This window comes from Cellvibrio sp. ATLC23 (assembly GCF_057196725.1).
Genome location: NZ_JBXUOS010000009.1, coordinates 137,683 through 157,641 on the forward strand (window position 1 = coordinate 137,683; position 19,959 = coordinate 157,641).

Genomic DNA, 19,959 nt, shown 5'->3' on the forward strand with positions numbered 1-19,959 from the left:
GGTTGTAAACAGAGAGTATTGGAATGATAAACAAAACGGCATTGGTACATATTTGTATTCTGTTGGTGCAGATCAATATTGCAATATCTGCTGCGGCAGAGACTATAGTAGCCCCCCCCCCTCCGACATCTAATTTCCATTCATCATCTGCTGCGCAGGTCACCACACTGGCGCAGCAGATTGCGGTGTTGGAAAAATTCCTTCAAAAAAAATTAGTAGGTATTGAATCCTTAGAGGGGGTAATACCTTCCGCGTGGTTGGCTGAAAGTTTTTCCACAAAAAAAGAGCGCAGAGTTGCCGAAGAACAGCTGACTCAATTGTTGTCGCAACAGGCTGCTGATTCGCTTTCTGCTGATCGACTCGCTGAGCTCAAAGAATCCATCTTGCTGTGGCAATTAAAACTGCAATGGCTGAAATATTCTGCGCCGCAACGCAAGCAATTAGTGATGGAGGCGCAAGCTAAAGCCTTGGCGTTACGTACCCAAGTTCAAGCCGAAGCCGCGATGACCCAAGCTGAAGAAGTAACGCGGGAATCGAACGATAATAAACAAGCTATCAGCGGGGCGATTGAGCGCAGTCAGTCAGCCCGTGAAACTCAATTGTTAGAGTCGCAACTAGCCCTTGAAGATGCGATGGGTGAAATAGGCTTGCAACTTCGGCAGCTCGCGCAAGCTAAAAAAATATTTGCCCGCGATATAGATGAGTGGCGGCAAGAATCCGCAAAATTGAGTGGTCTATCTGCCCCAGCGAATACTCAGGAGGAGTTTACCAGCGCACGTTATCTGCAGCGTAATGAAATAAGGATGTTGTTGCGCAAGTTGTTGTATTCAAGCAATGACCGCCTTTGGAGTCGGGCGGATTTTTTTGCCCACTATCAGGGGATCAATGAAAACGATTGGAATCCACGGATTTCTCTATCCTCTCTGCAAATTGAAGAGCAAGACTCGGAGCAAGTGCAGGCGCTAATTTTTGCTTTGCAAGAAAAACATCTAGTGCTCATTGCGCGCGCTAAAGAATTGAAACATGAACGCGAAAATCTATTACATGAAGTGCTGCGCTGGAATCAGCAGCAACGCGATGAATTGTTGGCATTACGCGGCGTTGTTATTGGCCAATTCATTGAAGAGGGTGCGTATCAATTAGGCAACACTGAGCCCTTGTGGCTGGAAATAAAAACCTTGGCGACGCGCACTTCATTTGCACTCTGGTCTATGCAATATGGCTGGTGGCGTGAATCATCGAATGGTGTATTTGCAGTTAGCAATCTGGCGCATCTGATTAATTTGCTCTTGTTGTTGTTTTTAACCACGATTTTATTAATCAAAAAAACGCCCTTGCTTGCCTCTCTGCGCAAACGTCTAAATAGTCGTGCCCAGACCGAGACCACGCGTCGCATGCTTACCTTGGGCTTTGATTTATTTAGATATTTTTACGTGTTTCTGGTGTTAATCCTGATGGGCAAGTTGGTGATTGATTTTATCGCCAGTTTAGGCTTTTCTCCGATTCTAGAACTCTTGCCAATCTATGATCATTTAGTATTGTTTTTTTTAATGTCGGGCGCGTTAAATTATTTTGTGCCGCTGCTCAGCCTACGCAATTCCAATGCGCACAGTGACAAAACTCAAGCGATTGAAGGTGCGTTAACTCTTTTACCCAAAGTGCTGCTCTATTACTGGCTGGTCGCTGGATTGGTGGAGTTGGCGCTGTTTAAAATCTTAAATGTAAATCTACTGCAACTCTATTTGATTACGCTTTTAAGGTTTGGTTGTTTTGTGGCGGTGTATATTGTAATTGCTCGTCATATACAACAGTGGCGACTTATTGGCGTCCCCATAGTTAAAGAGGGGCGCTGGGCAAAATTAATAGTTGAATCTCACAATCGCTGGTGGGAGCCATTGGTGTTATTGGTTAGCGGTGGCTTGGGTGTTTATCGCGTGTTATGGGATTTAATATCTGCACGCTTATCCGAGCTGGATATGACACGCAGTTTGCAGGCGACCCTGAGCCGCGCAATTTTGGAGCGACAAAAACCGCGCCTGCTCTTGCACGAAACACTCAATGAAATGCCTGCGGATTATCGCGATCTGTTTGATTATCGTCAGCGCATCGCGGGTGATGCTTATGTCAAACGTCCGGAGCAGGATGAACAACTGCAGACTGTGTATCGCGAATGGAAAAGCACGGGTATAGGTGCGCGGGTTATTATCAGTGGTGATCGCGGGATTGGTAAGTCGGCTTTAATCAACCATTTTCTGGAACAGGTAGATAATGCCGAAATCAGGCAATTACATCTCAATCCTGCGATGGCAAATATAGAGCTATTGCAAAACTATTTGAACAACAGTTTCCCGCTCGTTGATGGCGGTGAGAGCGATAAACTGAGTGAGCGAATAGACCAGCTGCCGCCGTCGATTATTGTTGCAGAAAATATAGAAAATTTACTGCTGCGTAAGATTGGTGGGTTTGAAGCAATTACCTTATTGATCGATATCATTTTGCACACCTCAGCGCGTCATCTGTGGTTGGTCAGCTGTAACTCCTATTCCTGGACTATCGCTAAACAGGGAGTGCGTGGCATTGATTGTTTTACTGATGCCATTGATATGGAGGGCATGACCGAAGAGGAAATTGCACATATGGTAATGGAGCGTCATGGGCTGGCGCATACGCACAAACCTGATTTCACCCAGTTGCAATTCTCCGCCAAAAGTAAAAAGTATGTTCACTCAGCCGAAGGCAATCAAAAGGCGCAGCAATTGTATTTTCGCATTTTGTGGAGCTATACCCGCGGCAATCCACGACACGCGCTCTACCATTGGAAGAATTCCTTAGTGTGGGACAAGGATCAGATTGCAGTGCAATTATTTGCTGTGCCACAACAAAAAATTTTAGAGCGTTTGCAAGATGGTTCGCTCATGTTGTTGGCCGCGCTGATTGAACACAATGGTCTCACGCTCACCGGTCTGGGTGAGGTGATGAACACAACCGAGACTATTGCACTGCGCAGAATTGAAGAGATTTCATCTTATTCAATGGTGTATGCAGTAGATGATACGGACGGTGAAAGCTGGCACGTAGACAGTTTCTGGTTTAAATCGGTAGAGAATTATCTGGTGAAAAGACAGTTTCTGTTTCATGGAGGTCAACTGTGAACCCCAATCCTTCAGAGTTATTTGAAGCCTTTGACTTCTCGCGTGTCAGTCTCTCGCTGATAGTCATTGTTATCTCACTCATTATTGCAAAAGCGGCCAAGATTTTTAGCAGCCGTATGAGCAAAGCCTTTCCTGATTATCGTTTGCGCATTGAACAGAGCATCACAGTGGTAAATTTTGTGTTGATTATCGGTTCAGTAGCACTCGCTATATTTTTATTGTTTCGCTCAAAAGAGGCCGCCATTGCGATTGGTGGCTCCATCGGTTTGGCGTTTGCGATTGGTGCAAAAGATGTGGCTGCATCGCTGCTCTCCGGTTTTATTATTATGTTTGACCGCTCGTTTCGTGTAGGTGATCGCGTCAAGTTTGGCGATATTTATGGCGATGTTATTTCCATTGGTGTGCGCTCAACCCGTATCCGCACCTTGGACGATTCGATTGTCACTGTGCCCAATAGCCAGTTTATGAATATGCCGGTCACCTCGGCTAATGCTGGTGCGCTCGACATGCAAGTGGAAGTAGAAATCTTCATTGCGCCCGATAACGATTTTATGCTGGTCAAAAAATTGGTGCGCGAGGCGGCAATTTCCAGTCGCTGCATTTATTTAGAAAAGCCGATTGTGGTATTGCTAAAAGATCAGGTGGCGGAAAATATGTTTTTTACCCGCGTCTTGCTTAAAGCGTATGTGTTAGATGTGACCTATGAAAAGCGCTTTGAATCGGAAGTGATTGAGCGCCTGCATATTGCATTTAACGAGCATAACATTCGCTGGCCCAATCAATAGCCTGTTTTGACTCACCAGCGTTCTGTTGGTGCAATTATCCTAATTTGATTTATTTGAGTGTGTTATGACCGAGTCTCTACGCGATCGCATCTATACCATTATTTTTGGTACAGATACCCCGGCAGGAAAATTATTTGACGTGGTATTGATTTATACCATTTTGTTGAGCGTGGCGGCGTTGATGCTCGACTCGATTGAAGTGGTTAATCAGCGCTTTAGTTTGTACCTGAAAATTGCTGAGTGGACCTTTACTGTGTTGTTTACGCTGGAATATGCCACGCGTATATACTGTTCGCAGAATCGATGGCAGTACATCAAAAGCGTATATGGCATTGTGGACTTATTGTCGATATTGCCTTCTTATTTGGGGCTGTTTTTTGCCGATATCACGTATCTATTAATTATTCGCTTGCTGCGGGTTCTGCGTATTTTTCGCGTGCTTAAGCTGATTAACTATTTGGATGAGGCGAATGTTCTCATTCGCGCACTGTTCCAATCGCGCAGAAAAATATCAGTATTTTTCTTTGTGGTAATTGTATTTGCCACAATTTTCGGCTCGGTCATGTATGTTGTTGAAGGCCCTGCTAATGGTTTTACCAGTATTCCGCGCAGCATCTATTGGACTATAGTCACTATTACCACAGTAGGTTATGGCGACATCACGCCGCAAACACCGCTCGGGCAGGTGGTGGCATCGCTCGCGATGTTGACCGGTTATTCGATTATTGCGGTGCCTACCGGTATTTTGACAGCGGAATTGGCACGTGAAATGCGCCGCGATGAGTTATTAATTAAGTGCCCTAATTGCGGAAAAAAAGGCCACGAGCAAGCAGCCGATTATTGTTCGCGCTGCGGCAGTGAGTTGAACAATCCTGCAGAAAATTAATGCTTTCTAAATTGAGATAAATTATTCGTGGATAATTTCTTTATGGATACGCTGGCGAGCAGTTTAAAAATAATGCAGCAAATTATGGATATTAGTCTGATTGAAATGGATGACTACAACCTAAAAGTGAGCGGGTTTTTATTTGCTGTTTTTTTATTCTTTGCTGTGTTGTTTGGCAGTAAAATATTGCAGAGAGTATTGCAACGGGTTTTCTCGGCATCCCATCGCACTACACCCGCGCAAGTCTACACCCTAACCCGTATTATTCACTATGTAATGATCGGCTTGGCAATTATTCTCACTGGGTCGGCGCTGGGTCTAAATTTCAGTAAGCTGACCTTGATCGCCGGTGCGCTGTCGGTTGGTATAGGGTTCGGCTTGCAAAATGTAGTGAGCAATTTTATCTCCGGCATTATGATTTTGTTTGAGAAATCATTAAAAATTGGTGATTTAATTGAACTTGAATCGGGCGTGTTTGGTGAAGTAATAGAAATTAATATCCGCAGCACTTTGATTCGCACGTCAGACAATGTAGATATTCTGGTGCCCAACTCGGAATTTGTCAGTGGCCGAGTAACTAACTGGACGCTTACCGATGCAGTGCGCCGTTTTCGCATTCCGTTTGGGGTTGCCTATGGCAGCGATAAAAATCTGGTGCGCACTGCCGCCTTGGAGGCAGCGCATTCAGTGGGTTGGACCTTAAATGACGAGGCCACCAACCGTTTGCCTTCGGTATGGATGACAGGTTTTGGCGATAGCAGCTTGAATTTTGTATTGGCGGTTTGGGTAAGTGCCGATGTAGTGAAGCGCCCGAGCTCCATGACATCTGAATATTTGTGGGCACTGGATGATGCATTTCGCAAGTATAAAATTGAGATTCCGTTTCCGCAGCAGGACCTACACATTAAATCTTCCCCTTTTATCATAGGCTCGCCACCGAAGAATTAATTAACAATAATAATGACAATGCGAGCAAATGAAAAAAAGCGCCGCGCAGTAAAAAGGCGCTTTATACCGCGCTACTGGCGCGGTCTAGTGGTAATCGCTGTCATAATATTTTCTGCGTTGTCATTTGCGCCGCTTCCTCCCGCGTTACAACAACAATCTTACGCCACGTTATTACTCGCGCGCGATGGCAGCTTATTGGGCGCGACTATTGCTGCAGATCAGCAGTGGCGCTTTGCACCGGTAGAATCCCTGCCCGATAAATACCATAAAGCACTGTTGTTATTTGAGGATCAATATTTTTATCGCCACCCGGGCATTAATCCGTTGGCGATTGCGCGCGCTCTGCGTGGAAATTTTTCGGCGGGAACCGTCACCAGTGGCGGCAGCACAATCACCATGCAGCTGGCGCGCTTATTGCGCCAGGAAAACTATCGCCAGCAAGATAAAAATAAACCCGCGCGCAACCTGTGGAGTAAAACGGCAGAGGCACTGCGTGCGCTGCAACTGGAGTGGCGTTTTACCAAAGATCAACTCTTAATTCACTACGCGAGCCATGCACCTTTTGGCGGCAATATTGTCGGTTTGCGCGCGGCGGCTTGGCGCTATTTTGGCAGGCCGCCAGAAAATCTATCCTGGGCGGAATCGGCGCTTTTAGCGGTGTTGCCCAATAGCCCGGCAATGATTCACCCGGGGCGCCAGCGCGACAAATTAAAACAAAAGCGCGATCGGCTATTGCATCGTTTGCATCAGCGCAATTATTTTTCTGATCTGGATTTGCAGTTGGCTCTGTTAGAGCCTCTGCCGGAAAAACCGCACGCCTTACCGCAATTAGCGCCGCATTTATTGGCGACCTTAAAACAACAATATCCTTCGCAATTTGTATTGCACAGCAGTATTGACCTGTTTGCCCAGCGCAGTGCGCAGCAAATTGTGTCGCGCCACAGTGCGCGCCTTGCCAATGAAGGGGTAAATAATATTGCATTGGTATTAATTGATCATGAAAAAATGGAGACGGCTGCCTATATAGGCAATGAAGCCTGGCGGCAACAACAGCGCTATGCGCCCAATGTAGATATAGTGCAGCGCCCGCGTTCTACTGGCAGCATTTTAAAGCCGCTGCTGTACGGCTTAATGCTGCAGGACGGTGAATTGGCTCCGACCAGTTTGATTGCCGATATTCCCACACAATTTGGCGGCTATAGCCCAAAAAATTACGACCGCAGTTTTCGCGGTGCAGTACCGGCGCAATTTGCGTTGGCGCACTCGCTTAATATTCCCGCTGTGCGTATGTTGCGCGATTATGGCATTGGAAAATTTCAACAAAAATTACAAGCCATGGGCATGAGCACTTTATTTCGCCCGGCAGATGATTATGGCCTCACTTTAATCTTGGGTGGTGCAGAAGGCACGCTGTGGGAATTAACCAGCATTTATGCGCGGCTTGCGGCCAGCGCACGTGACGGCGATAAACAACAACTTATGCCCCACATTTTACTGAATGAAAAAAAACAGTTTGCCAAACCGATCATTAAACAGGGCGCCGCTTGGTTAACCTTGCAAGCATTGATTGATGTGGCGCGCCCCGGTAATGATAATTACTGGCGCGATTTTTCTGGCAGCCAAACCATTGCGTGGAAAACCGGTACCAGTTATGGCTTGCGCGATGCCTGGGCGATTGGCAGCAACGGGCGTTATACGCTCGGCGTTTGGGTGGGCAATGCGGGCGGTGAACCGGGGAGTTTTATTAGCGGGCAAAGCAGCGCCGCGCCGGTTTTATTTGATCTGTTTGATGCGCTGCCCAGTGTGAATTGGTTTAATAAACCCGTGCAGGCGTTAAAAACAATTTCTGTTTGCGCTGACGATGGTTATCTCGCAGGAAATCAATGTGCGGCCATCGATAAAGAAATTCCCATTACCAGCCATTTTGATAAGGTCACACCCAATCATCGCCGAATCCATTTAGATCAAGCGCAACAATTTCGTGTGCATGCGCGCTGTGAAAGTATTAACAAGATGAGTGCGCAGGATTGGTTTGTATTACCACCGGTACAGGAATTTTATTGGCGTCAACATCATAGCGATTATAAAACCCTGCCGCCCTGGCGCAGCGATTGTGTTGCCGGTCTGTTGCAGGTTGATGAAGATCAGCCGATTGAATTGATTTATCCCAATGAAGAAAGTCGCATTTATATCCCCATGGATTTGGATGGCAAGCGCAGTCGCGCAATTTTAAAAGCAGTGCACCGCAATCCTGCCGCGCAATTGTATTGGCATCTCGACGATGAATTTATCGGCATAACCAAGGTTTTTCACGAGCGCGAAGTTGCGCTTGAACCCGGTGTGCATAAATTATCAATTGTCGATAAACAAGGTTACCGACTGGAGCGTCGCTTTCGGGTGATCGGCAAAGAGTAAAGATCCAAAAATGCCCGGCATTCGTATCAGTCTCATAGGCACACAACTGATGCGAGAAAACTTATGGGGCACTATTTAATTGTTGGCGGTACACGCGGTATAGGCGCAGCACTCGCTACCCAGCTTGTTGAGCAAGGTCATGAGGTAATTATCTGGGTGCGCAATTTGATAGACCTGGCCGGTGCACAAGTCTTTGTTAATAATCCCGCCGAGTCCGCACCTGATCTCGCCGGTCTACCTGCTGTTTTAGATGGCCTTGTGTATTGCCCCGGTAGTATTAATCTCAAACCCTTTGCGCGTTTAACACAGGAAGATTTTCTACAGGATTTTCAAACCAATGTACTGGGCGCTGTGCGCACCATGCAAGCAGTAGCGCCCTTGTTAAAAAAATCAGAGCAGGCCAGTGTGGTGTTATTTAGCAGTGTAGCCGCTAGCTTTGGTATGCCGTTTCACGCGAGTATTGCGAGTAGCAAAGCCGCGATTGAAGGCTTGGTCAAAAGTGTAGCGGCGGAGTGGGCACCCAATATTCGCGTAAATGGTATAGCGCCTTCGTTAACCAATACCTCGCTAGCCGAAAAGTTGTTAAATAGTGCGGATAAAATTGATGCGGCCGCTAAACGCCATCCGCTGCAAAAACTGGGCAGCCCAGAAGATATTGCCGCAATGGCGGCATTTTTAATATCGCCACAAGCCGGCTGGATCACCGGGCAAATTTTGCATATTGATGGCGGTATGTCTGCGTTAAAAACATAATCTCTCCCTGATATGCGCAGCCGCCTTACCACTTTTTAACAATCGTCTGCACCAAGAAGCTTTATACTGCGAGCGTATTATTTGTGCTCTCACTGTCAGGTGTCTCTCTTGGTCGCATCCCCCGCATTAATTTCCCTTAACGATAAGCGCGCATTTTGGCGTGCGGTGATTTTGTTATCCCTGCCTGTAGCTGCGCAAATGTTGCTGCAGTCGCTATTGGGTATGGCCGATGTAATTATGGTCGGCGATTTGGGTTCCACTGCGATAGCCGCCGTGGGCTTGGCCGCAAAAATTCATTTTCTATTATTGGTGTTGATGAGTGGCCTGGCGACGGGCTGCAGCATTTTGGTCGCGCAATATATTGGTGCAAAAGATTTTACCAGTTGTCAGCGCACGCTGGCGGTGACGCTGTTAGTAGGCACACTGGTGATGATTCCGTTTGCGCTGGTGTTTGGTTTTGCCTCTACTACCTGGGTGGGTTGGATTAATCCCGATGAAACTGTTGTAGCGCTCGCCGCGCAATATCTCATCATCACCGCGCCAGCGTTATTGTTTACCCAATGGATTGTAATTTACGAGGCATCGCTGCGCGCACTGGGCAGCACTACTATGCCGCTAGTCGCCGGAGTATTTGCAGCGGCGCTCAATATTTTGGGTAACTATGCACTGATCGGTGGCAACTGGGGTTTTCCTGCGCTGGGTGTTGCCGGTGCCGCTTGGGCAACATTGGGTTCTCGCGCTTTGCAGTTGTTGATTGTAGTGGGCTGGGTCTATGCCAAAAAACACGGCTTTGCGTTAAACCTTGCGCAATTGCGCATGGGCTTGGATAAAACACAAATCCATCGCTACCTCGCCTTCTCATTGCCGTTGGTGGCTAACTATGCGATTTGGGCAGTGGGCAATTCTACCTATCATTTGGTCACTGGTTTTGCAGGCACCGAAGCGCTCGCAGTGATGGGTGTTATCGTACCGATTGAAAGTGCATTTTTTGCTTTGTTTGTCGGCCTTGCCAATGCCTCTGCAGTATTAATCGGCCGTGAACTGGGCGCGGGGAATAATGACACCGCATGGCAACTGCATAAATTTTTTGATCGCATCACCTTTGCCTTGCTTATTATTTTTTGCACCGCACTTTGGTTTGCGCGCCCGCTAATGTTAAATATTTTTGATCAACTGGATGCAACATCTACCGAATTATTATTTAACACCCTCGGCGTGTTTTGTTTGTTGGTGTGGGTAAAAATTATTAATATGATGCGTATTATCGGCGTGCTGCGCGCCGGTGGCGATAATCGGTTCACCTTGATAACCGACACCATCGTTATGTGGGTATTTGGCTTGCCCATTTATATCGCCGTGGTCTTCCTCACTAAAATATCGTTTGTTTATATTTATGCGCTGATGTTTTTAGAAGATGGGTTGAAGTTTATTCCGGTGATTAAACGTATTGCTAGCCGCAAATGGATGAATAATTTAACGCGGTCATAATTACCAAGGCGCTTGGTTTGCTGGGGATCAATATGCACAGACTTAATCTGCTCGATGCCTGGATTCTATTGGCTATCTATCGCGCCGGAAAACAGCACAAGCTTGACTATGCGGCAATAGTGTCCTGCTTGCCCGATGTATCCCTGCCGGTTCCAACACATCAAGAATTTAAAAATGCCTATAATAAATTTCTCTATATTAAATTTATTGTGGCCGATGGCGCTAACACGGTGCTTTCGCCAGCAGCGCAGCAACTGGTTGAAAGCAGCATGCCCATCGCTGCGACTTCTGCCAACGCAATAGGCTGGGTAGAGGCATTAAACCAAACATTGTCGATATATAAATTTAGCAGCATCTGTAATCGCCACGAGTGGCAAGAAGATCAGTATGCGCATGGGCTTGAATTGTTAACTGAAACCACAAGGAGATAAATGTGTTAATTAAAATTGATGACCTGAGCGGCCCAGAAGTTGCGCAAATATTAATGGAACATCTGGAGGATATGTACGCCGTATCGCCACCGGAAAGTGTACACGCGCTCGACTTGAACAAGCTGCGCCAGCCCAATATCACCTTCTGGTCAGTATGGGACGGCACACAGCTGGCAGGCTGCGGTGCAATCAAAGAATTTGAAGTGGGGCACGCTGAAATTAAATCCATGCGCACTGCTAACGCGTATCGCGGCAAAGGTGTGGCAGTAAAATTGATGGAGCATATTTTGGCTGTAGCTGTAGAGCGAAAATATCATCGCTTGAGTTTGGAAACTGGACCGCAGGAATTTTTTCTCCCCGCCAGAAAACTCTACGAACGTTTCGGTTTTGAATACTGCGGGCCATTCGGCGATTACAAAGAGGATCCTTACAGCGCGTTTATGACCAAAGCACTTCTGGAATAACAATCTATTCCCATCCTACTGGCGCCTCCACTTCATCGGAGAAGTGGCGCGCCATTCTTTAAAACAAAAAATACTCTTGCTTATCTTGTGACGTCAGCAGCAAATTTTATTCTGGGTGGTTGATCTGCACCGTGTATTCAGAACAACATGCGATCAGCTGATTAATAGTTAATAAATCAAGGATCTGAATATGCTTTTTTCTGCATTACCTCTCACCTAAAAATCCTCTATGTCTACTAAAAAGCTATTAATCATGGATTAATAATGGGCGCATTCCAAAAACCTATATTAGGGAAATATCGATGAAATATTGCATGCTTTTTTTGCTGGCAATCTTGGTCGCATCTTGCGCGACTAATAAGCCTGTAGAGTTTTCTTATAGCGGTACATTTAAAGCATCACTGCCCATAAATTTAATGTCGGGTGCAACGGTGTTTACTGCGGACGCACTCAGTATCAAAACCCATGAAGGAAAAACAATCTCCGGGGTCGTCGCCTACAGGGAAGCTGACAACTTACCAGAGGATTTTGATATGCGCTCCTATCCCGAAATTGTTTTTGGGCTTAAACAATACACAGGCTCAAGTGCAGAAATAATGGAAAAGTTTTCAAACACCAGAATGGCATTTGAGCATTCCTATGATCTAACCGGTGTTAGTGCTGAGAATAACAATGGCGTTACACGCTATAGCACATGCAAAAATGAGCGTTGTTTGGGGTTTGTGGTAAAAAATTCATTCCCTGACCATATTCTGATGGTGTTTACGGAAAGTCTAGCTAAAGAAGATTTTGTAAAGCTTTTAAATGGAGCGTTTTATGTTAAGTAGTGAAGAAAAGGAATACCTGTATCAAATAATAGCAGCGATTGTGGGAGAGGATGCGTCCATCAAATCCTACACTCTGTATTTTAATGACCAAACAATTGTTGCAGTTGAGCAGATGGCCGAAGAAAACTTTAAGTGCAATGCAAATATGAAGGAGCTAATAAAAGGCCTGTTGGGTGGGGCAGCTAATCTGTCGCGTGGATGGTTGCGCCGACTATTAAAGAGCACCAAGAAAAAACTATCCAAAAGCGAATTAAAAGGCTACGGATGTTTGGTGCAAAGCAAGGCCATCTGGAAATCTACAATTATAGCGACGACTATTTGATAAATAGAATGAAGCGGTTCCGTATTGCGAGCCGCTTATTTCAAATAACCTAAGCGCTAAACCCCAGCACTACCCACATACACATCACAGCAACAAAATTTATTGTAAAAATAAGGCCGCGCAGGCGAATGTTTGTGGTAAAAATTTGCACAATGCTGTGAATAATTCGGCCAACTATAAACAGCCACGCAAACCATAAATAAATGGGTTGATAGAAGTCTGGGCGGGCAATTAGTAGGGTGCAGATTGCATAAAACAAAACCGGCCATTCAAATTGATTGCTCAAATTTGCGCTTGCTCTAGGTTCAATTTTAGCAAAGGGATTGGTGCCATCAGCCTTGGCACCAATGCCCCAAATTTTAGGCGCGCGCATTACCGTTAACAGCACGTAGAGCATTGCCACCCACAAAATGTGAAATAACATTGGTGCAATTAATACATCACTCATGGTGTGGCTCTGCGCAAGTTGTGCTGGTTGGTCTAGCATCCGATTAAAAAGTACCTTTTAAAAAGTACCTTTTAAAAAGTACCTTTGGTATAGGTTCCTTTCATTAGTTCGCAGCCAGACTGCAAACTAGCGGCTTCATCGGCTGCTCTTTTGTAATAGAAGAAAATCGTTTTTGCGGTTTTGGTGTTGTCGCATTTAGCTTGAAATGGTACAGGGCAACTGGCGAGGTAAGTGATTTTAGCCGCAGGCCCGCCCATCGCAACCGCCGCCTGAGACATACCTTCGCACTGCGCTTTAAAATTAGCCTCGGAAAGCCCTGCATTTTGTACGCAGTCTTTAATATCCAGCTTTATACCCATCATTGTCCCTTTTCCTTCAAGCAAACAAGCTTTATTGGCGTTGGCGAGGTTGCAAAAAAACAGGACACCAATCATAGAAAGGGTAGACATTTGTATACGCATAATGAGCCTCATATAAGGTTGTGGAGTACTCAGGCATAGTAAAACTAAAACCGGGGTTTTCAAATACTTATTATTTTTTAGGATTTGATAATGAGATAGGCGCCAGCACCAATCATAAAACTACCAGCGAAGATTTTTATGGTTTGTTCGCCTTTGAAGCCTTTGCTAAAAGTTACCACTTTGCTGGCTGAATATGCATAAGCTAATTTGATGCCGCCTACGGCGATAATCGTTACCAGCGTAATCGTTGCAATATCTGAGGCCGTTGTCGCGGTAAGATCAATGAATGCAGGAAATAAACTGGCGTAGAAAAATATGGCTTTAATATCACCCAGAGTAAGAATTAATCCAGAGAGAAAGCTGGTCACCAAGTTGGCAGATGGGCGTGTAGAAATATTTATTGGAATTGATGGCTTTGCGCGCAAAATTCCAAGGCCAAACCAAATCAGATAGAGTGCCGCCAAATACCGCAGCAGCAAGAAAAAACCTCCGGCCACTTCAGCCAATACCGTCATACCTAAAATGGCGAGAAAAACAAAAACCAAGTCACCCGTCACTATTCCTGCAGTAACCGCTGCGCCGTGTTTAAATCCCGCAGTAGATGCCCGTACAACAACCAACACAACACTAGCGCTGGGAACCAGCGCTAGTACTGTCATTACGGAAAATAAAATTGTTATCTCAGTCAAGCTCATAGTGAACTCAGTGTGGGATTGGCTTATATTTTGGTCGCCCTATTTAAATTTCTGATAAGCCCTGAAACTATTTTAACGAAAATTATTTCCATTTTTGTAGCTCTGGCCTCGCGAAGCCAGTCGCCGGAGGTTGCAGTTCCGCCAAAAAAGTAGGGCGTGCCTCGCGGAGCAGGCCGCCGAACTTCGCAAAAGGCCAAAAAGCGGACATTGACATCATTATATAAATGGGCTTTATCAAGTGATTTTTTAAAAAATCTAAAAGTAAAATTCCAGCTGAAATATTTCAAACTAATCTATACTTATATTTAAGTATTCAAATTTTATTTTGATATTTTCCTTAATAAATTTAAAGTAAGAGTTATCATAATTTGATGGCTCCCTTTCGCCAACTACGACAATATTTTTCTTCTTTAATGAATTAAATTTATGTGCATAGTGTAGAGCTTGACCTAGAGCTTCTCTGACACAATATGTAGGGCTGTAACTAGATTTCACTTCGTAAAAATAAATTGATTCACTATTTTCTCGAAAAATATCGATGTAGTTATTTTCTATCTTTATATTGTCATTTGGATATTCATATTTTAGCCATCTAAAAAGATTGTTTTGAATTATGTTGTGTCTCATTTCGGAAGTATATGAAGCTTTTTTACGAAATATTAATTTAGTGTCTTCATTTTTATATCGATCGTCACTGCCACTCATGAAACTGTCATAATCAAATGCTTTAAATAAATTGAATACAAATTCAAATCGACATTCACTTTCAGGAATCCCATTCATGATGAAGTTAAGCACAGGAACTCTATCATTTTTGTTTATTTTTATCCCATATTCATTTGCTATATTTTTGATTACATCCATTTTAAAAATTGGTGGAATTCGGCCCTCAGAATATAGTGAGGCCAGCTTCCACTTATACCAAGAATTCAATGTGATACTCTCTATTGCTTCTAAATCGCAAGTCTTTGCAGCATCAATAATCTCACATACTTTTTCAATTAAATTGAAAAAGGCCGCTTTCCTGGAAGATCCTAGCTTTTTATCCCAAGCATATTTGGAATCATGAATCGACCTTTCTGATTGTTGATTAAAGCTCCTTCCCCAGCGGAAAAAACCAAATTTAGAACTTGGATATCCTCGAATAGTTCCAAGCTTAAGGGTTCCATGTTCTACTGAATAGCAAAATGTGTTTGCATCCTCCAAACCACTATATTCTTCATAGGTCATGACTCTAATTCTTTCTATAGGCCAATTCGATAAAAACTCATTCAATATTTTACTCTTTTCTGCTGAAATCATAATTTCACACCGAAGACCTCAAAAAAATCTACCATCTACGATAAAAACTAAAAATAAATTTTGGTGCTGGAAAGCTGTTCACATTGAAAACATATATGCCAATTACAGCGTAATACAGCCATGACCGGACGTTCAGAACAGACTATTTATGGAGCAATCTAGGAGCCAGCACTTTGTTATTTGAGAGCAGTCATTGGCTATATGCTGCCCTGTATTAATTCTCTCAGCGATTCAGTAAATTCTTTATTTCTAATAGCATCGCGCCTGCTAATATGGCTTTTGTTTAGAGCAGTACTTATTGTTTCGCACGCACTAGAAAATAGTTTTCGATACTGAGTGTCGTCACAATAGAAATCAATCATCGAATCGTACCCATATCCCTTCTTATTCTTTCTTAGGTAATCGTGATAACAATGGGCTATGTACATCATTTGAAATTTAAATGGCTTGTAACTGGAATTTAAATGTCCGCCTCTGAACTCTTTTTCAATTCGGTTGTACGCTAGGCAAGCAACGTAATATGGATCTTTTGAATCAGAATCCCTAAACATTTTATTTCTATTGGCGTCTAAAAGTTCCCCATAATATCGATGCGTGCTATGAGGTTGTGCAAGAACGGATGCAACATATGATTTTATTTGAGCGGTTAAAGTCATTACTTGTCCTGCGGGAACAGACGATACACCTTCATATTGTTTAGATCTTCGTTCATAATAAATTGGCGCGCGCATATTGCTCGCTTTAGCCTTATAATACTCTTCTAAATCTTTATGAAACGCAGACAGAGACTCAAACGCCTCGTCAGTTATTATTGTTTGCTTGTTCGTCGCCTGAATAACTTTAGAAGAAAGTTCTTGATCTGTAGTTTCAATAACTTTTAAAACAATATGTGTTTCATCTGAAAGAATTGATCTGTTCTCATACAGCATATGCGATGTTTGACAGCCGTTTACTATTTGAAAATCTGTCAGCTTCATTTTACTTCCAATTGGCTCTACTTTTTTGGCAATAACCGTGATTCCGTTATTCAAAATAGCAAGGGCTGCCTGAAGCTCAGAGCTTTTCAATGTCTTATCGATATCTTTGTTTACTTTATTTTTTCCTTGAAAATCACGAACATTATCTTCAAATAGATTTTTTTGAAGTCCTCCATCAGAATCCGTTATTAGCTTTATGTACTCCTTAGCAGAAACGCTCCCAACAAATGACTGCCTAACTTTTTGTATATCTGGAAGAGCAACATGGTTATTAAAGCTAATTTCCTTGATTGTCTTTCTTCTGATTTCTCTATAATTGTCTTTTAGTTTTTCCGCATCTACAAAATTAAATCCGATATCAGAAAATAATCTAGATTCATAAAACTCTTTTAGCTCCCTCTTGACTCTTCCAGTAATTGCTTCTGGCTCCTTCCATTGACCTGTTGTAACAAAATATATTTCAAGAATAGGTGGGTCCTCTAAGTTAATAGAATTTTCGTATATTTTTTCTTTTATTAGCCTTAGGTTTTGTATGTTTTCATTCTCGGGAATCGCAGGGTTTGAATCAAAAAAGCTTTTAAGCCCAAAGATGACCGTTCCGACCTGATCGCCTTTAAATTTTGCGGAATTTTTCGACTGCACAAAAACAAACTTAACGTCTAGATATCCATTCTTCTCGACTAGATAATCTATTTCTTGTTTATCTTGCACTATATTTCCATTGACAATTATTGCTGCCCCGTCAAAACCACTATCATCCCCTCCGCCAACTGAAATATCTTCAACTTCGAAATCTCTAGGGTACTGCTTCGAAACAATGCAGTAGTTTACGAATCGCTCAAAACTATCATCGGCTGATAAATCCTGATAAGAAAATTCCTTTGTGAAATCATCTAGGTAGCCCTTCAATATTTGATCTTTCATTAATTTCTCTCAATCTATTTTTTGGTTAATCTTGTTTGTATTAATGTGATTTTCGGAAAATTTACAGCGTAAAAATATTTAATTTACCAATTAAAAATCTTATCTCAAACTTTTTCGCAACTAAGTTGTCGTATCCCAACTTCCGCTTTTGGCACCTTTGCGACCTTCGGCGGCTTGCTTCGCGAAGCGCTACCATTCTGTTGTTCTGGCTTGGGAATCCCCTTATCGCTCTTGGAGCGATAAGAAAACTGTTGAATTCAATACCAGCGATAATTAACCCGAAAACAAAACCCAACGCAATTACACAATATAACAGGCTGAAATATCAGCTGTATTACAACGATCAGCCCTCTTTAATCTCAATCCACTTTTTATTTGCGTTGGCCATAATCGCCAAATAGCGCTGTTCAAAATCGGTGGGATTGAATTTTGTGTTGCGTAGGGCGAGCAACTCTAATTCGGTTTTTAAATTCGGTAGTCATTATTTACGCGATGAGTATTGGCCACAAAGTATGTGCTTGTTAAGTGATTTTGCCAATATGGTGCTGAGGGTTATGAATGTCCGCTGTCGCGGGCATGAGAAAGCAGAGTATTTTTTAGTGCGACTTTAGTTTTGATCCTTGCGCCAAAAATCAATAAAACCGGCGACTTCATCGGCGGGCATGGGGCGGGCCCAGTAGTAACCTTGGGCTTGGTTGCAGCCGAGGCTGCGGAGGAGGGCGGCGGTGCTGGCGTCTTCTACACCTTCGGCGATGGTTTTTAAACCGAGGCTGGCGGACATTTGAATAATGGCGCGGACGATGGCGGCGTCGCCGGTTTGGTCATCCATTTTGCGCACAAAAGATTGATCGATTTTAAGTGCTTCTACTTCAAATTTTTTCAAATAACCCAGATTGGAATAACCTGTACCAAAATCATCAATTGATAAATGCACACCTTCTGCACGTAAATTTGACAGTGTGGTGACCAGCCGTTCGCTGTCTTCAATCAAGAGCGATTCGGTTAACTCTAATTCTAAATATTGTGGTGGCAAGCCGCTGGCGGATAGGGCACCTAACACAATGGTATCTATATTGCCGCGCTTAAATTGAATGGAGGAAATGTTTACCGCGACGGCAAATTCGAGTAGGCCTGCGTCGTACCACGCTTTGGCATGTTTACAGGCTTCGCAAATTACCCACTCGCCCAATTGAATAATTAAACCGGAAGATTCTGCGAGTGGGATAAACGTAGCGGGAGAGATAAAGCCCTGCTCCGGGTGATGCCAGCGCAGCAACGCCTCAAAGCCGCAGAGATCATTGGTTTGCAAATCAATTTTAGGTTGGTAGTGCAGGCTAAATTGATTGTCGGTTAAGGCTTTGCGCATACCGGAAATTAAACTGATGTGATCCAACATGCTGCAGCTGATGGTGGGATTAAAAAAGCGAAAACTATTGCGCCCTGAATCTTTGGAGTGATACATGGCGATATCGGCTTTTTTAATCAGAGTGTCCAGGTCGTCACCATCTTGCGGTGCGAGCGCGATACCAATTGAACAGGTACAAAAAATTTCGATATTGCGATAGAGATAATTTTCTGACACCAATTTCAATATTTCCAAACTGGCTTGCGATACCTCTTCTGCCGATTGGATGTGCGGCATAAATACAATAAATTCATCGCCGCCGTAGCGACAAACTCTGTCCACTTGTTTGGTGTAACCTAATAATCGCAGCGCAACTTCTTTGAGAATTTGATCGCCCGCTTGATGGCCGAGTGAATCATTGATGGGTTTTAGATTGTCGAGGTCGATAAAAATAATACCCAACAATTGTTTGTTGGAGCGTACATCTTGATAGATCTCATCGAAATTGCGTTGCGCCATTATGCGATTGGGCAGACCGGTGAGTGGGTCGTGCATCGCCATATGTTCAATATGAGTTTTCGCGGTTTTAACCCGCTCATTTTCCCGCGCGAGTTCGTCGAGTGTATTGCGGTAGTCGTGCGCAAGCATCCAGACCGCGGCGCCTATCACAATTAAAATGACTATTGCGATAGCACCAGTGGCTAGATTAATTGGCTCGATAATATTGAAATAAATACCGTATTCGTTGACATAAGCGCTAGCGCCGAGCACCAGTACCATCATGGCCAGTAACACAACGAGCAGCCGTTTATTGCCAAGCATGGCGGCAAATACTAATACGCTGCAATAGCCCAGCAGCCCGCTGTCGCGAATACCACTGCCGACCCAAATCAGATAAGAGAGCATCAGGGTAAGGGAAACTAAAAAAATGGTGGCCGCGACTACCGGGTGTTTTTTATAAACTGCCCAGTCCACACTGAATAAAAAAATCCCGGTGGCGAGCATGGTAATCGAATCGCCGTAGCGCTCGGTGCTAATGGTGATAATGCTCACCAGTAAGAGCGCCATTTGGGTGATGCGCAATAATTGAATCAGGCGTTTGACTTTCTGCCGGCTAAAATCCTGCTGGATTTGCTGGCTAAGCGCAGTTTGCACAGTTGGAATAGTGTTGTTATTAGCGTTAGTCACGTGACACCTTGATTGAATGGGCGGTCTAACCGACGGGGTAAAAGTGTCGCCGTGATCTGGGTGATCAGCCTTACTCCTGTGATCTGTCCCAGGCAAAACCCCGAGGTCAATACTGATGGTAGACGATCTGACGTGAACTGCTAGCGAG

At 44.0% G+C, this 19,959-nt stretch carries 17 protein-coding genes; 11 read left to right on the forward strand and 6 right to left on the reverse strand.

Going from position 1 to position 19,959, the window contains the following annotated elements; genetic code table 11:
* Positions 1-23 precede the first annotated feature (23 nt).
* The 11 genes from AC2CG4_RS14925 to AC2CG4_RS14975 all read left to right on the forward strand — a co-directional run bounded on the left by AC2CG4_RS14925 (position 24) and on the right by AC2CG4_RS14975 (position 12,471).
* Positions 24-3,152, forward strand: a complete 3,129-nt coding sequence (locus AC2CG4_RS14925; RefSeq protein WP_484487022.1) for a hypothetical protein — start codon at positions 24-26, stop codon at positions 3,150-3,152.
* Positions 3,149-3,937, forward strand: a complete 789-nt coding sequence (locus tag AC2CG4_RS14930; protein WP_484487023.1) for a mechanosensitive ion channel family protein — start codon at positions 3,149-3,151, stop codon at positions 3,935-3,937. Before AC2CG4_RS14925 ends, AC2CG4_RS14930 begins: the two co-directional genes overlap by 4 nt.
* A gap of 64 nt (positions 3,938-4,001) precedes the next feature.
* Positions 4,002-4,823 (forward strand): ion transporter, encoded by an 822-nt coding sequence (locus AC2CG4_RS14935; protein WP_484487024.1) that lies wholly within the window; start codon positions 4,002-4,004, stop codon positions 4,821-4,823.
* Between the two features lie 27 nt (positions 4,824-4,850).
* The gene (locus AC2CG4_RS14940; protein WP_484487025.1) at positions 4,851-5,771 is read left to right on the forward strand and encodes a mechanosensitive ion channel family protein; all 921 of its coding nucleotides are present in this window, start codon (positions 4,851-4,853) and stop codon (positions 5,769-5,771) included.
* An 87-nt stretch (positions 5,772-5,858) separates the two neighbouring features.
* The gene (gene pbpC / locus AC2CG4_RS14945) at positions 5,859-8,186 is read left to right on the forward strand and encodes a penicillin-binding protein 1C (RefSeq protein ID WP_484487026.1); all 2,328 of its coding nucleotides are present in this window, start codon (positions 5,859-5,861) and stop codon (positions 8,184-8,186) included.
* Positions 8,187-8,249: 63 nt separating this feature from the next.
* A complete protein-coding gene (locus AC2CG4_RS14950) occupies positions 8,250-8,939 on the forward strand; it encodes an SDR family NAD(P)-dependent oxidoreductase (protein ID WP_484487027.1) in 690 nt (229 codons plus the stop codon).
* Positions 8,940-9,047: 108 nt separating this feature from the next.
* Entirely contained in the window at positions 9,048-10,427 is a 1,380-nt protein-coding gene (locus AC2CG4_RS14955) for an MATE family efflux transporter (protein ID WP_484487028.1), read from the forward strand.
* 32 nt (positions 10,428-10,459) lie between these two features.
* Positions 10,460-10,858 carry a hypothetical protein gene (locus AC2CG4_RS14960; RefSeq protein WP_484487029.1) on the forward strand — a complete coding sequence of 133 codons (399 nt, stop codon included), beginning with the start codon at positions 10,460-10,462 and terminating at the stop codon, positions 10,856-10,858.
* A gap of 2 nt (positions 10,859-10,860) precedes the next feature.
* Positions 10,861-11,322, forward strand: coding sequence for a GNAT family N-acetyltransferase (locus AC2CG4_RS14965; protein WP_484487030.1), 462 nt, complete (start codon positions 10,861-10,863; stop codon positions 11,320-11,322).
* A gap of 302 nt (positions 11,323-11,624) precedes the next feature.
* A complete protein-coding gene (locus tag AC2CG4_RS14970; protein WP_484487031.1) occupies positions 11,625-12,149 on the forward strand; it encodes a hypothetical protein in 525 nt (174 codons plus the stop codon).
* A complete protein-coding gene (locus AC2CG4_RS14975) occupies positions 12,139-12,471 on the forward strand; it encodes a hypothetical protein (protein ID WP_484487032.1) in 333 nt (110 codons plus the stop codon). The genes AC2CG4_RS14970 and AC2CG4_RS14975 overlap by 11 nt, the downstream gene beginning before the upstream one ends.
* Before the next feature lie 49 nt (positions 12,472-12,520).
* Here the strand turns inward: AC2CG4_RS14975 and AC2CG4_RS14980 are convergent, their stop codons facing one another.
* The 6 genes from AC2CG4_RS14980 to AC2CG4_RS15005 form a co-directional block, all read right to left on the reverse strand.
* Entirely contained in the window at positions 12,521-12,958 is a 438-nt protein-coding gene (locus tag AC2CG4_RS14980) for an MAPEG family protein (RefSeq protein ID WP_484487033.1), read from the reverse strand.
* A gap of 32 nt (positions 12,959-12,990) precedes the next feature.
* The gene (locus AC2CG4_RS14985; RefSeq protein WP_484487034.1) at positions 12,991-13,443 is read right to left on the reverse strand and encodes a hypothetical protein; all 453 of its coding nucleotides are present in this window, start codon (positions 13,441-13,443) and stop codon (positions 12,991-12,993) included.
* Positions 13,444-13,457: 14 nt separating this feature from the next.
* Positions 13,458-14,075 carry a LysE family translocator gene (locus AC2CG4_RS14990; RefSeq protein ID WP_484487035.1) on the reverse strand — a complete coding sequence of 206 codons (618 nt, stop codon included), beginning with the start codon at positions 14,073-14,075 and terminating at the stop codon, positions 13,458-13,460.
* Positions 14,076-14,363: 288 nt separating this feature from the next.
* Positions 14,364-15,377, reverse strand: a complete 1,014-nt coding sequence (locus AC2CG4_RS14995; RefSeq protein WP_484487036.1) for a hypothetical protein — start codon at positions 15,375-15,377, stop codon at positions 14,364-14,366.
* Between the two features lie 197 nt (positions 15,378-15,574).
* The gene (locus AC2CG4_RS15000; RefSeq protein ID WP_484487037.1) at positions 15,575-17,278 is read right to left on the reverse strand and encodes an AIPR family protein; all 1,704 of its coding nucleotides are present in this window, start codon (positions 17,276-17,278) and stop codon (positions 15,575-15,577) included.
* Positions 17,279-17,885: 607 nt separating this feature from the next.
* The gene (locus AC2CG4_RS15005) at positions 17,886-19,811 is read right to left on the reverse strand and encodes a putative bifunctional diguanylate cyclase/phosphodiesterase (protein ID WP_484487038.1); all 1,926 of its coding nucleotides are present in this window, start codon (positions 19,809-19,811) and stop codon (positions 17,886-17,888) included.
* Positions 19,812-19,959: the final 148 nt, after the last annotated feature.